The sequence below is a fragment of the Methylocystis sp. Se48 genome, assembly GCF_056269425.1.
The window spans coordinates 3350948-3363948 of record NZ_CM149850.1; the positions used below are offsets into that span (position 1 = coordinate 3350948).

At 64.3% G+C, this 13001-nt stretch carries 13 protein-coding genes, 1 tRNA gene and 1 pseudogene; 11 read left to right on the plus strand and 4 right to left on the minus strand.

Going from position 1 to position 13001, the window contains the following annotated elements:
• Window positions 1–127: 127 nt before the first annotated feature.
• From ACV959_RS16190 to ACV959_RS16215, 6 genes are all read left to right on the plus strand, one after another.
• Window positions 128–967 carry a polysaccharide deacetylase family protein gene (locus ACV959_RS16190; protein WP_475737588.1) on the plus strand — a complete coding sequence of 280 codons (840 nt, stop codon included), beginning with the start codon at window positions 128–130 and terminating at the stop codon, window positions 965–967.
• 6 nt (window positions 968–973) lie between these two features.
• Window positions 974–2140 carry a glycosyltransferase gene (locus ACV959_RS16195; protein WP_475737589.1) on the plus strand — a complete coding sequence of 389 codons (1167 nt, stop codon included), beginning with the start codon at window positions 974–976 and terminating at the stop codon, window positions 2138–2140.
• A 164-nt stretch (window positions 2141–2304) separates the two neighbouring features.
• Window positions 2305–3387, plus strand: coding sequence for a glycosyltransferase family 2 protein (locus ACV959_RS16200; protein ID WP_475737590.1), 1083 nt, complete (start codon window positions 2305–2307; stop codon window positions 3385–3387).
• Window positions 3371–4399: a glycosyltransferase family 4 protein gene (locus ACV959_RS16205; RefSeq protein WP_475737591.1), complete on the plus strand. Its 1029-nt coding sequence runs from the start codon at window positions 3371–3373 to the stop codon at window positions 4397–4399. Before ACV959_RS16200 ends, ACV959_RS16205 begins: the two co-directional genes overlap by 17 nt.
• Window positions 4400–4487: 88 nt before the next feature.
• Window positions 4488–5492: a right-handed parallel beta-helix repeat-containing protein gene (locus tag ACV959_RS16210; protein WP_475739699.1), complete on the plus strand. Its 1005-nt coding sequence runs from the start codon at window positions 4488–4490 to the stop codon at window positions 5490–5492.
• Between the two features lie 9 nt (window positions 5493–5501).
• Entirely contained in the window at window positions 5502–5717 is a 216-nt protein-coding gene (locus ACV959_RS16215) for a hypothetical protein (protein ID WP_475737592.1), read from the plus strand.
• 62 nt (window positions 5718–5779) lie between these two features.
• Here the strand turns inward: ACV959_RS16215 and ACV959_RS16220 are convergent.
• A pseudogene (locus ACV959_RS16220) lies at window positions 5780–6169 on the minus strand (IS5/IS1182 family transposase); the annotation flags it as partial.
• A 38-nt stretch (window positions 6170–6207) separates the two neighbouring features.
• Between ACV959_RS16220 and ACV959_RS16225 the strand changes: the two are divergent.
• Window positions 6208–6564: a hypothetical protein gene (locus tag ACV959_RS16225; RefSeq protein WP_475737593.1), complete on the plus strand. Its 357-nt coding sequence runs from the start codon at window positions 6208–6210 to the stop codon at window positions 6562–6564.
• A 12-nt stretch (window positions 6565–6576) separates the two neighbouring features.
• Here the strand turns inward: ACV959_RS16225 and ACV959_RS16230 are convergent.
• Together ACV959_RS16230 and ACV959_RS16235 are read right to left on the minus strand one after the other, a co-directional pair.
• Window positions 6577–6651 (minus strand) — tRNA-Val (locus ACV959_RS16230).
• Window positions 6652–6701: 50 nt separating this feature from the next.
• Window positions 6702–7397 carry an HAD-IA family hydrolase gene (locus tag ACV959_RS16235; RefSeq protein ID WP_475739701.1) on the minus strand — a complete coding sequence of 232 codons (696 nt, stop codon included), beginning with the start codon at window positions 7395–7397 and terminating at the stop codon, window positions 6702–6704.
• Window positions 7398–7517: 120 nt separating this feature from the next.
• On the opposite strand from ACV959_RS16235, the gene ACV959_RS16240 reads away from it, so the two are divergent.
• The 3 genes from ACV959_RS16240 to gor all read left to right on the plus strand — a co-directional run bounded on the left by ACV959_RS16240 (window position 7518) and on the right by gor (window position 10121).
• Window positions 7518–7916 carry a hypothetical protein gene (locus tag ACV959_RS16240; protein WP_475737594.1) on the plus strand — a complete coding sequence of 133 codons (399 nt, stop codon included), beginning with the start codon at window positions 7518–7520 and terminating at the stop codon, window positions 7914–7916.
• 109 nt (window positions 7917–8025) lie between these two features.
• Window positions 8026–8748 carry a ribose-5-phosphate isomerase RpiA gene (gene rpiA, locus ACV959_RS16245; RefSeq protein ID WP_475737595.1) on the plus strand — a complete coding sequence of 241 codons (723 nt, stop codon included), beginning with the start codon at window positions 8026–8028 and terminating at the stop codon, window positions 8746–8748.
• On the plus strand, window positions 8745–10121 hold the full coding sequence (gene gor / locus ACV959_RS16250; protein WP_475737596.1) for a glutathione-disulfide reductase: 1377 nt from the start codon (window positions 8745–8747) through the stop codon (window positions 10119–10121). Before rpiA ends, gor begins: the two co-directional genes overlap by 4 nt.
• A gap of 24 nt (window positions 10122–10145) precedes the next feature.
• Here gor and ACV959_RS16255 read toward each other — a convergent pair whose 3' ends face one another.
• Window positions 10146–11336 (minus strand): acyltransferase family protein, encoded by a 1191-nt coding sequence (locus tag ACV959_RS16255; RefSeq protein WP_475737597.1) that lies wholly within the window; start codon window positions 11334–11336, stop codon window positions 10146–10148.
• A gap of 200 nt (window positions 11337–11536) precedes the next feature.
• On the opposite strand from ACV959_RS16255, the gene ACV959_RS16260 reads away from it, so the two are divergent.
• Window positions 11537–12916 carry a class II 3-deoxy-7-phosphoheptulonate synthase gene (locus ACV959_RS16260; RefSeq protein WP_475737598.1) on the plus strand — a complete coding sequence of 460 codons (1380 nt, stop codon included), beginning with the start codon at window positions 11537–11539 and terminating at the stop codon, window positions 12914–12916.
• Window positions 12917–13001: the final 85 nt, after the last annotated feature.

The window sequence follows — 13001 nt, forward strand, 5'->3', positions numbered from 1 at the left end:
AAATGATGGCGCCGCCAATGAGTCCGCGAAAGCTCGGGCGGCTCGGTGTCTGCTTTGGGCCTTTTCGCAATTCGGCGTGAATTTCATACTTCGCAGGCTTTTGTGGAGAAACAAGATTTCCATCCTCATGTACCATGATCCCTCGCCCGAGGCCATGGATAGCCATCTCGAATATCTCGGACGGGTCTCGACAATCGTGCCGTTCGAGGAACTATGGAATCCGAAGTCGACGGGGCCTCGGGCAATTGTCACGATCGACGACGGCATGGCGACGAATGCAAAGCTCGAGCCTGTGTTTAAAAAGCACGGCGTTCGTCCCATGCTGTTTCTGTGCACCGGGATCATCCGCACGGGCGCCGGCTACTGGTGGATCGGCCGGGAGCGCGGGTTCGTAGATCGCTTGAAGAAAATGACGAACGCTCAGCGAAAGATCGCCCTGAGCAAAGTCGGTTTCGAGCAGATGCAAAGCGTAAGCCCGCGCCAGGCTCTGACGCCCGACGAACTCGCGGCGATCAGCGCGTGGGCGGATTTGGGCGCGCATACGAGATTTCATCCCATCTTGACGCGTTGCGACGACGAAGAGGCGCGCCAGGAAATCGCCGGCTCTAGAAACGAGCTGACATCCGCGATCGGGCGCGATTTCGATCATTTCTGCTACCCCAATGGCGACTACTCCGAACGCGAGATCGCCTACGCGAAGGAAGCCGGTTTTCGATCCGCGCGCACCTGCGATCCCGGATGGAATTCGGCGGGCGTCGATCCTTTCCGATTGAAGTCCTTCTATATCGACGACGCCGCATCGGTCGACAAATTCGCGTTTCAACTGACCGGGATTTCCGCCTTTCTATCGTTTTATCTGAAGAAATTTCGCGCGGCGCCGGAGGACACGCGCGGACATGGCGCGCCGCCCCGCCACACAAACCGCTTCCTCGAGAAGCATTCTTCCGCCAACTCTTCGAGCGCCTGAGCGATCATGAGCACAGTTACTCCGGCAAAGCCCGAAAGCATCGCGGTCGTCATCGGACAGCTTGGTCCGGGCGGGAGCGAACGGCAACTCTATTTTTTTCTACGACACTGCGATAGAAGCAGATGGTCTCCCAGGGTCTACGTATCGAGCCTCATCCTGGGAGACTGGGCGGATCAACTCCGGGACATGGAGATCCCTATTACTTTGTTGCATGGGAGCAGGTTGGATAAATTTAGGCAATTGCGCGCGGGCTGCATCGCGCAGGGCGCCAAATGCTTCTTTTCTTGGTCTTCCTACACGAACCCTTTCGGACTCGCGCTGACAGGGCTCGGCATTCGTCGCGTCGGGTCCTTTCGTAATGCTTCCTTTGCAGATCTGCCCACGCGGCTACGCAAAGCTTGGTCCTATCTGAGCGTATCGGGCGTCTCCACGATCGTGTGCAATTCTCGGGAGACTTACGCTGATATCGCGGCGCGCTACGGCGGAAAAAAGCGGGTCGTTTACGTGCCGAACGCTGTCGATATTTTTTCGCCGGAGCAGGAGCGCGTCTGGCGCGAGGAGTGGCGAAGCCGGCTGGGACTGGACGACGATTCGATCCTCATCGTGGGCGCCGGGCGGCTGGCGCCCCAAAAAAATTTCGCTCGCTTCATCGATGTCGTCGCAGAAGTCTCCAAAAAGGCGTCCGTGCGGGCCGCCATCGCCGGACTGGACTTCGGATGTCTCGCGGATCTCGAGGCGCGAGTCGCGCGATTGGGCCTGACCGACAAAATCAAGTTTCTCGGCCGCCTGTCGGATGCGCGGGAACTGATGCCCGCCGCTGACATATTTCTTCTTTCCTCCGACCATGAAGGGATGCCGAACGTCGTGCTCGAATCGATGGCCTCCGGTACGCCATGCGTGTCCACCAATGTGAACGGCATCGGCGAACTCATCGTCCAAGGCGTCAATGGTTTCGTCGGAACGAACGACGTCCTGGATCTTTCGGGCTATGTCTTGCAGCTCGTCGAAGATCGCGAACTGAGGCGCAGCATTGGCGCGCGAGCGCGCAGCTCCATCGAGAGATTCGGGCCGACTCGGGTTGTCCCCGAGCTTTGGAGAGTCTGCGAAGCGGAGGAGGAACGTTCACCGGCGCGCCAAACGTCCGTCTCGGACATTTCCGCCCGCGCCGAATGAACGGGGGATGTATTGGAGTGAGAAACACGAGCCCTGTTCTCGCCATCCAAAAATCGACAACAGTCTGGACACGATCGAGAAACAGGAGGTGAATGCCCGTCTGCGAAGGTCGGCGGCGGTCTGGATCAAATTCCGACTGCAACGCCGAACAAAGTGACAATGTCATGCAAGATTTTCAACCCGTTCCGGTCACAGTGATCATGCCAATCCGTAATGAGGCGAATTTCATCGGGAAGAGTCTCGAGGCCGTCATCGGTCAGGATTACCCGCCGTCGCTTCTGGAAATTCTTGTCGCCGACGGCATGTCGAATGACGCGACGCGACAGATAATTGCGCGACTTGCGGCCGCGCATCCGGACGTCTCCGTATCGATCCTCGACAATCCGCGAAGGATCGTGCCGACCGGCTTCAACCTTGCTTTGCGCCGCGCGCGCGGAGAAGTGATCGTGCGCGTGGACGGCCACACGATTGTCGCACACGACTATGTTCGTCAATGCGTCGCCGCGTTGCAGAGATCCGGCGCAGACAATGTCGGCGGCCGCATGGAGGCAGTCGGCGAAAACGCTTTCGCCACGGCCGTGTCGCTCGCGACCAGCTCTCCTTTTGGGGTCGGCGGCGCGCGGTTTCATTATTCGGATCGCGAGGAGTGGGTCGACACCGTCTACATGGGCGCCTGGCCGCGCCGCGTATTCGAACGTTATGGTCTCTTCGACGAGGAGCAGGTCAGAAACCAGGACGACGAATTCAATTACAGACTTCTGGAACGCGGCGGGCGCATCCTGCTCAGCCCCAGGATCAGGTCGCAATATTTCACGCGCAGCAGCCCGCGTCTGCTATGGCGCCAGTATTATCAGTATGGTTACTGGAAAGTACGCGTGATGCAGAAGCATCCCGGGCAGATGCGGCCGCACCAGTTCGTCCCGGCGATTTTCGTGGCGGCGCTGTCGCTCTGCGTCTTGGTCGCGCCCATTCACTGGATGGGACGCCCAGGCCTTGCGGCGACGGCCGGCGCCTACGCGCTCGCCAATATCACGGCTTCCGCGCGGATCGCCGGACGCAACGGTTGGGGCATGTTCCCCGCGCTCGTCGCATGTTTCGCGATCCTCCATGTGTCTTATGGTTTGGGTTTCCTCGTCGGGCTCGTGAAGTTCAGGAATCGCTGGGCGGACGGCGAAATCGACAACCCACTTCTTTCACCATTGCCACCATTGCAGGGGGAAAGTCTCGATAATGCAGACGCCCATTAGAGTGTTGATGGTCACCAGCGAATGGCCGACCTCGGATAACCCCTACCTCGTGCCGTTTCTTGTCCAACAGGTTGCTTTCCTGCGTCGCGCCGGCGTCGAGGTAGAAATCTTCGCGTTCCGCGGGGCCAAGAATCCCTTCAATTATTTGAAGGCGATCTGGCGTTTCAATCGCCAATACCGAGACAGGAGTCGCTTCGACCTGGTGCATGCGCAATTCGGGCAGGCGGCGCTCATTCCCTGGCCGAAGCGTTGGCCTCTGGTGATCACGTTTCACGGCACGGATATTCTCGGTCAATTATCGCCGGAGGGCGAACTGACGCGCCAGGGGCGGCTGCTTATCCGGCTCGGCCGGACCGCGGCGCGCTTCGCCGACGCCGTCGTCATCGTCTCGGACGCCATGCGCCGTAATCTTCCTCCCGGCGTTCCAACCTATGTTCAGCCGACGGGGGTCGACCTCGACGCGCTGCCTCAAATGACGCGCGCGCAAGCCCGCGAGCGCCTTGGGTTGCCGCAGGACGAAAGACTCATCCTTTTCGTGGGAAGTCCGCACAATCCCCTCAAGCGCTACGCGCAGGCGCAGGAAGCCGTCGCGCTTCTCAATAAGCGACTGCCGGCGCGGCTCGTGCTCGGATGGGGGAGACAGCACAAGGAAATCATTGAACTGATGCTCGCCTGCGACGTTCTCGTCGTCACGTCGCAACAGGAAGGATCGCCGACGATCTTCAAGGAGGCGCTCGCCTGCGACCTTCCCATCGTTTCCGTCGAGGTAGGCGACGCCGTCGCACGCTTTGGCGATGTCGATGGTTGCGAAATCACTGCCGACAGAAAGCCGGAGACGGTCGCCGCCGCATTGGAGCGGGTTCTTCGGCGCGGAGAGCGAATTAAGGGGCGGGAAGCGGTCGCCGCATTGGATGAAAAGGTTCTGGCCGAGAACATGATCGCCATCTATCGAACCGTTTTGCGGAAGGCCGCGCAGGGCAGCAGCGACGCGAGCATGCTGGAGCGGGCCTGACGACGCCTCGGCCCTTCGGCCGTTTGCAGAGAAGGGGCTTCGGGACATGCGTCGAACCATCTTGCCGGGCGCAGTTGTTGCGGCGGCAATGATTTTGTGCGGAAACGCTCGCGCCTCCATTTATTACGTCGCGCTTGACGGCAATGACACGAAAGGCGACGGATCGATCAGGAAGCCGTGGCGGACGTTGCAAAAGGCGGCCGACAGCGTCGGCGCTGGAGACACGGTGATCGTCAGACCGGGAATCTATTCGGCGGCGAACGGCAACAATGTCTCGATCGGCGCAAGCGGCGCGCCGGGCAAGCCGGTCACTTTCCGGTCGGAAACGAAATGGGGCGCGAGGATCGACGGGCGCGACGAAAACGCCGCCGTCGGATTTTACGTCAACGCCAGCTACGTTACCATCCAGGACTTCGACATATCAGGTCAGACATCGATGGGCGCTCGCAGCAATCCTGGCAACCACGACCTGCTTTTTTCAGGCAACAAGTTTCACGACATCGGCCGCATTTGCACCGATACGCCCTACGGAATTGCGGGTTTTTTCGGCAATAACGGAGCCGGCGTCACGCTGTCCGACAATGTGTTTCACGATATCGGAAGACTTGGGCCGGGAGAAAACGGCTGCGCGCCGCGAACGCTCGGCTATCAAAACCTCGACCACGGCGTTTATCTCGCATCCGTTTCCGACGTGGACATCAGAGATAATCTTTTCTTCAACATCAGGCATGGCTGGTGCATCCAGATTTATGATGGCGACGGCGGCGTGACGGATCTTCTGCGCGTCAGGGGAAACAAATTTGTCGGGCCAAGCGGCTGGCGCGACGGGCAGATCCTGATCGCAAGCCCCACGCGAAATTCCGTGATCGAGGGAAATGTCTTCATTGGGGCCTCTGGCCGATCGATCGAATTTTACGAACCGGGCGAACAGCGAAACAATATTGCCCGCGGCAACGTCAGCTACCCGCAAGACATCGGCGCGCCTCGCCAAGGCTGGAGCTTCACGAACAACCGCACCGAGCGCCCGTCGGAAACGGGATCCCAGCGACAAGGTACAGATTCGGAGAGGCGGGACCGAGACTCTCCTCAATAAAGTCGACAATTGCGCCGACCCTGGAACGACGAGACCCACAACCAATTGCGCGAGCGCCTCTCCGCCTTCGTCGCAGCCGACAACTTCCCCACGCGGCTGATGACGCTCCGCGGCCTCACGCCACATGAATACGTCTGCAAAATATGGACGGACGAGCCGGAGCGGTTCAGAAATGATCCGACCCAGCTCACTCCGGGATTTTATACCAACCCGCGCGGGCTGTGACCCACGGGGGATTCCCGAATCGGCGAATGTCTGATTCGTCCCCCCCCCCTGAAGAACGCGGCTCAGGCCGGGCTTGTTTGATTTTCTGACTTTTCCGGCTGGGCGAAGGCGCGGAGGAGGAAGGCGCACAAAAGCGCGAGCGATTTGAGCAGGCGCCGGAAGTTGTAACCGGCTGCGGCGAGGACGGCGCTGGCGGCGTCGCCGGTCGTATGGGCGAGGTGGTTTCGGCCCATGCGGCGATCGGCCTTCAAATGACCGATGACCGGTTCGACGGCGGAGCGTCGCCGCAGTTCGCGCTTGATCGTCGCGCCGATCTGTCGCTCCATCTCCGGGATCGCCACGGCCAGCGTGTGACCGTCATAGGGCGCGCCCGCCAGCGCCTTCACATGCGTGACGAACTGGCCGCCCTTCGAGGCGCGCAGCGTGGTCGCCGCCGACGCCTTGACGCCGAATCCAGCGCTCGCACAGGGCTTCGTCGGAGAGGTCGCGCATGCGCTTCAAGATCGCGAGCCCGGCCATCAACCGCGTCGAAGCGCTGCTCGAGAAAACCCCAGCCGATCGCCGCGGCGAGCTTCGGCAGCGGACGCCCCATGTCGACAGTCTGATCGAGCCGCGAGCGAAACACATCCTTCCGCCCGCTATCCCGCCGCTCCTTCGGCCGCATCGCGACTCTCCCTCGCCGATATCGAGGAGAGGACAGGTTCACAACAAACGCCGCCGATCAATTTGCAAGGAAACCGACCCAAACACAGGCGAAGCTTGCGAAAACGATTACGTCGACTGCGCCGAAAACCCCCTCACATCAGAGCCTTCCAAGTTGTTCACGGACGACAAGACAGCCAAATAGTTATTTTTGTGATGGTGGGCGGCACAGGGATTGAACCTGTGACCCCTCCCGTGTGAAGGGAGTGCTCTCCCGCTGAGCTAGCCGCCCGTCGCGTTTTTGCGAAACGACTTCCGTGTAAGAGACGGAGTGGCGCGTCGTCAAGTCCGCTCGAAGGCGCAGGCGCCGAGAATTGCTTCCGCCGCGGGCCAGAGATCGTCGAAATGCGAAATCACCCGGTCGGGCGCGAGATCGCGGACGGGAATCTCCGTATAGCCGAAGTCGACCGCGACGACCGGCGCCCCGGCGTTCCGCGCGGTGTCGATGTCTGTTTTCGAATCGCCGACCATAATCGCCCGGCGCGGATCGCCGCCCGCGGCGTCGATCGTCAGCGCCAGCGTGCGGGGGTCGGGCTTGTGCATCGGAAAGGTTCCGCGCCCGCAGATCGCTGCGAAGCGGTTGGCGGCCCCGAGCCTTTCGAGCAGCAGACGCGCCAGCCGTTCAGGCTTGTTGGTGCAGACCGCGAGGCGGAAGCCGGCGCCGGCGAAACGGTCGAGCGCCGCCAGAGCGCCTGGGAAAAGTTCGCTCTCGTCGGCAATATGGTCCTCGTAATGCGCCAGAAAATCCTGCACCAGCGGCTCGACGCGCGGCGCCGGGAGCGGCGCGCCGTTCAGCGCGAAGCCGCGCTCGATGAGCGCCCGCGCCCCGGCCCCCACCAGGCTGCGCGCCGAGGAGGGCTCCACGAGCGGCAGGCCCTCGCGCGCGAGCAGCGCATTGAGCGTCCCAACGAGGTCGCGGGCGGTGTCCGCCAAAGTGCCGTCGAGATCGAAAACGAGAATGGGCGCGGGCTGGTTCATGGCGCGGGGGTAAAGGCCCCGCTCGCGCAGATCAAGCGCCTTGCGGGAAAATTCGCTCATCCCGCGCCTCCCCGCCGCGTGTAGACTGCCTGCATCCGATTCGCGGACAAGGAGAAACGAATGCGTCGATCGCGCTTTTTCCGTTGGCGGAGCCTGACTTGCGTCGCGGCCCCCCTTCTGGCCGCGAGCCTCGCGACGTCGTCGGCCTCCGGCGCCGGCAATTACGAATTCCTCGCCGCGCCGCAGACGGATTTGAACCGCGTTTTCCGCCTCGACAAGGCGACCGGGGAAGTCGGCGCCTGCCAATATGGGCTGAAGGAGGGCTCGGCGATCGGCGTCACGCTCTGTTACCCTCCGGGGGAGGGGGCCAAGGCGGGAGCCTTCAGCGACTATGCGCTCGTCGCCTCGCATCACACGGGCGAGGGCGGCGTCTTCCGCGTCGACCTGCGTTCCGGCATGATGTCGATCTGTTTCGTGCTCAACGAGAGTTCAGTGGTCTGCACGCCGGCGGCGAAATGAGGGAGCGATCCGCCTGTTCGCGCCGGGGGCGGTTGAGTTCGCGGGCCGAAAGTTCTATCGGCGGGGAGCCGGCCACCGTCGCGGCGGCGCAGCCCATCTGGACGCGAAAATGACCAATATGTCCGCCGACGCGATGAAGCGCGCCGCCGCCGAGGCCGCGCTGGAATCCGTCACCCATGGCATGCGGCTCGGGCTCGGCACCGGCTCCACCGCCGCGCATTTCGTCGATCTCCTCGGCGCGCGCGCGCGCGCCGGGCTCGAGGTCGTCGGCGTGCCCACTTCCGAACGCACGCGCGCACAGGCGGAAGCGCTGGGGATCAAGCTCTCGACGCTCGACGAGACGCCGGAACTCGACCTCACGGTGGATGGCGCGGACGAGTTCGACTCTTCCCTGCGTCTGATCAAGGGCGGCGGCGGGGCCCTTCTGCGCGAAAAAATTGTCGCGGCCGCCTCGAAGCGCATGTTCGTCGTCGCCGACGCGACCAAGGAAGTGGCGACGCTCGGCGCCTTCCCGCTGCCGGTGGAGGTCGACCGCTTCGGCGCCCGCTCGACTCGGCTGCATATCGAGCGCGTCGCGCGCGGCCTGGGGCTCGAGGGCCCGATCACGCTGCGCATGACAGCGCCGCAGGAGCCCTATCTCACCGATGGCGGCCATTATATCTTCGACTGCGCCCTCGGGGCCATCGACGCGCCGGAGACGCTTGCGCGGCGGCTCGAGGCCATCCCGGGCGTCGTCGATCACGGACTGTTCATCGGTCTCGCGACGGCCATTTTCGTCGCGGGCGCGAGCGGCGTGCGCATCATCGGGGACGTGACGGGCGGGGGTTTATGAGCGGTTGCGACTACGATCTCGTCGTCATCGGAGCCGGCTCGGGCGGCGTGCGCGCCGCGCGCGTCGCGGCGAGCCATGGCGCGAAGGTCGCCGTCGCGGAAGAATTCCGGGTCGGCGGCACATGCGTCATTCGCGGCTGCGTGCCGAAAAAGCTCTATGTGCTCGCCAGCCGCTTCAGGGACGATTTCGAGGACGCGAAGGGCTTCGGCTGGCGCGTGGGGGACGTTTCATTCGACTGGCCCTCTCTCGTGTCGGCGAAGGAAAAGGAAATCGCCCGCCTTTCCGGCCTCTACGAGCAGACGCTGGCGAACGCCGGGGTCGAGCTGGTCCGCGCCCGCGCGACGGTCGCGGGGCCCAACGACGTGCATTTTTCCGACGGGCGGAGCGTGCGCGCGCGCTACATTCTCGTTGCGACAGGCGGCGCGCCGGCGCTCGCGCCGCATGTGCCGGGCCTCGAATGGGGTCTCTCCTCCAACGACATCTTCGACCTGCCGACCTTCCCGCAACGGCTGCTGGTCGTCGGCGCCGGCTATATCGCCGTCGAATTCGCGAGCGTCTTCGCGCGGCTCGGCGCGCAGGTCTATCTCGCCTATCGGGCCGACTGGCCGCTGCGCGGCTTCGACGAAGATGTGCGCAGGCGCGTCGCCGAGGCGCTGACGGCCGCGGGCGTCGCGCATCACGCCGGCGCGCTGCCGACCCGCATCGACAAGACCGCGAGGGGATACGCCGTCGCCATGAGCGACGGCGAGACGCGCGAGGTCGACGCCGTGCTCGTCGCAACCGGGCGCCGGCCGGCCACGCGGAATCTGGGGCTCGAGGGCGCGGGCGTGGCGTTGCGCGAGAACGGCGCCGTCATCGTCGATGGCCATTCGCGCACCAATGTCGCGTCGGTCTATGCGGTGGGCGACGTCACCGACCGCGTCAATCTCACGCCCGTCGCGATCCGCGAGGGACACGCCTTCGCCGATACGGTGTTCGGCGACCGTCCGACGACGGTGAATTACGACTGCGTGCCGAGCGCCGTCTTCACCACGCCCGAAGTTGGCGCGGTCGGGCTTTCCGAAGCCGCCGCGCAGGAGAAATACGCCGCGCTCGACATCTACGAGACGAGCTTCCGGCCCATGCGCGCGACGCTTTCCGGCCGCGCCGAACGTGTTTACATGAAGCTCGTCGTGGACGCGGAGAGCCAGCGCGTCGTCGGGGCGCATATTTTCGGGCCTGAGGCGGGCGAGATGGCGCAGCTCGTCGCGATTCCTATGGGCATGGGCGCGACCAAGGGCGACTTCGACGCGACTATGGCTGTGCATCCGACGGCGGCGGAGGAACTCGTGACGATGCGGTCGCCCACCCGCCAGTGGCGGCGGGAGGGCTGAGGATGGCGGTTCTCGCCCTCGCGCCTACGATCCCGCCGTCATCCGTTCAGGCGCGGGTCGGCCTGGCGCGGGCATGAGTTTGTCGATAATGCGCCAAAGCGTCCCCCGCGCCGCGCCCGTCCGCGCCTCCGTCAGCCGGGAGAAACCATAGGCGCAGGCTACGGCGGCTGAGAGGACGGCGATCGCCACGGCGTAATTCGCCCCCGTCGCGAGCCGCAGCGCCCAGTCGCGCCCGAGGGCATGGCCGACGCCGGCGCGGGCGATCATCACGATGGGCATGTGGATCGCATAGAGCGAGAAGGAAAAGCCCGCGAGCGGCGCGTGCATCCTCCAGCGCAGGGCCGAAAAGCCCGCCTGCGGTCCGTCGCGGAAGGCGAGCAGGAGATTGGCGAATAGCGCCGCGGCCGTGAGATCTGCGACCGCCGTCAGCCACGGATGCGCGGCGAGCAGCGGCCCGCGAACGAGGAGCCGGATCAAAATCACCGCGGCGGCGAGAAGGGCGAGCGAGAGCCCGCGCGAGCGGATCAGCGGCCGCGGGGCGCGCGCCGCGAAGGCGCCCATCGACCAGATGACGAAGCCGAAGGGAAACCAGCTCGCGGGCGCGGAAAGCGCCGCCGCGAGGCCGAGGCCCAAAGCAAGGCCGCCGAACCGCACGCCCGCGGAATAATTTCCCGCGAAGGGCAGCATGAGCAGCGGGAAGCAGACATAATACCAGAACTCGCAGGCGAGCGACCACAGCGGGCCGTTCGTGCCGAAATGATCGAAGACCACGCCCTGGAGATTGAACAGGCTCGCGGCGAAGAGCCCGGCGGAGAAATGGCCGAGAACCATCGGCCCGTCGTAGACGCCTGCATCCGCGAAAAAGGCGCGGCCGAGCGAATCGAGCGCGAGCGTCAGCAGGAGAGTGGGGACGAGAACGACATAAATGCGGGCGATGCGACGCGCGAAGTAGTCGCGCAGAAAATCCTGCCGCCGGGCGATGGCCGCCAGCGCGCCGCCGCCCACGAGCCAGCCCGAGAGCACAAAGAACCCCACGACCGCCTGATGGCCCATTTCCGCCGCGGTGAAGAACCACCAGACATAGGCCGGCGCGGCATGCGGCGCGCTCATGATGTCCGCCTGATTGACGAACATGTTGTTGACATGGAGCAACAGCACGGCGAGGGCGCCGAGCCAGCGGGCGGCCTCAATGAGCTGCGAAAGCAATGCGGGCATCGGCCTCCGTCGGGTTCGGGCTGCGCCTTTCCGGCCCCGCTTATAGCCGCCGATGGCGGGCCTCGCCAGTTCGCCCCAGGGCCGCCCGGCGCCGAAAAGGTCGCATTGCCGCGCATTTTCCTCTATAAGCGCCTCTCGCGCCGGGGCTGCGGCGTCGGGAATCGCCCGCTTGGGCGCTGATTTTCACGGAGTTTGGGAAAGTGGAACGCTGGACGCCGGGCAGTTGGAGAAATTTGCCGATCGAGCAGACGCCGGTCTACCGCGACCAGGCCGCGCTGGCCGACGTTGAAAATCAGCTCGCCGGCTTTCCGCCGCTCGTCTTCGCCGGCGAGGCGCGCAATCTGAAGCGCCAGCTTGCCGACGTCGCCGCGGGCAAGGCTTTCCTGCTTCAGGGCGGCGACTGCGCCGAGAGCTTCAACGAGCACTCCGCCGACAACATCCGCGACTTCTTCCGCGTCTTCCTCCAGATGGCCGTCGTGCTGACCTACGCGGCCGGCTCGCCGGTGGTCAAAGTGGGCCGCATCGCCGGCCAGTTCGCCAAGCCGCGCTCCTCGCCCGTCGAGAAGAAGGGCGACCGGGAGCTGCCGAGCTATCGCGGCGACATCATCAACGACATCGACTTCACCGAAGAGTCGCGCGAGCCCGATCCGCAGCGTCAGCTGCTGGCCTATCGCCAGTCGGCGGCGACGCTGAACCTGATCCGCGCCTTCGCGGCGGGCGGCTTCGCCAATCTCGAGAACGCCCATCGCTGGATGCTCGGGTTCGTCAAGAGCAGCCCGCAATCGGAGCGCTACCAGAAGCTCGCGGACCAGATCACCGAGACGCTCAGCTTCATGCGCGCGATCGGCCTCGATCCCGAGCACCATCCCGAGCTGCGTCAGACCGATTTCTACACGTCGCACGAGGCGCTGCTGCTCTGCTACGAGCAGGCGTTGACGCGCATCGACTCGACGACGGGCGATTATTACGCGACGTCCGGCCACATGCTGTGGATCGGCGACCGCACGCGCCAGGAAAACGGCGCGCATGTCGAATTCATGCGCGGCATCAAAAATCCCATCGGCCTGAAATGCGGCCCGAGCCTCACGCCCGACGGGCTGATGCGCCTCATCGACGCGCTCGACCCCGAGAACGAGCCGGGCCGGCTGACCCTCATCTGCCGCTTCGGCGCCGACAAGATTGGCGACGCCCTGCCGGCGTTGGTGCGCACGGCGTCGCGCGAGGGCCGCAACGTCGTGTGGTCCTGCGACCCCATGCACGGCAACACCATCAGCGCGGGGGGCTACAAGACGCGGCCCTTCGACCGCATCATGTCGGAGATCCGCAACTTCTTCGCCGTGCATCAGGCCGAAGGCTCCTACGCTGGCGGCATCCATCTGGAAATGACCGGCAAGGACGTCACCGAATGCACGGGCGGAGCCCGCGCGATTTCGGAAGACGATCTGCGCGATCGCTACCATACCTATTGCGACCCGCGCCTCAACGCCGAGCAGGCGATCGAGGTGGCGTTCCTCGTGGCGGAGCTTCTGAAGGCCGAGCGCATCGCCCGCGGCCTGCCGGAGCAGCACGCGGCGGAATGACGCGCGCAGGCGGCGGGCGACGCGCGAGAACAGCGAAGCGGGGTCCGGCGTCCTGAAAGCGCTCGGGCCGAAACCTCGCGCGGTT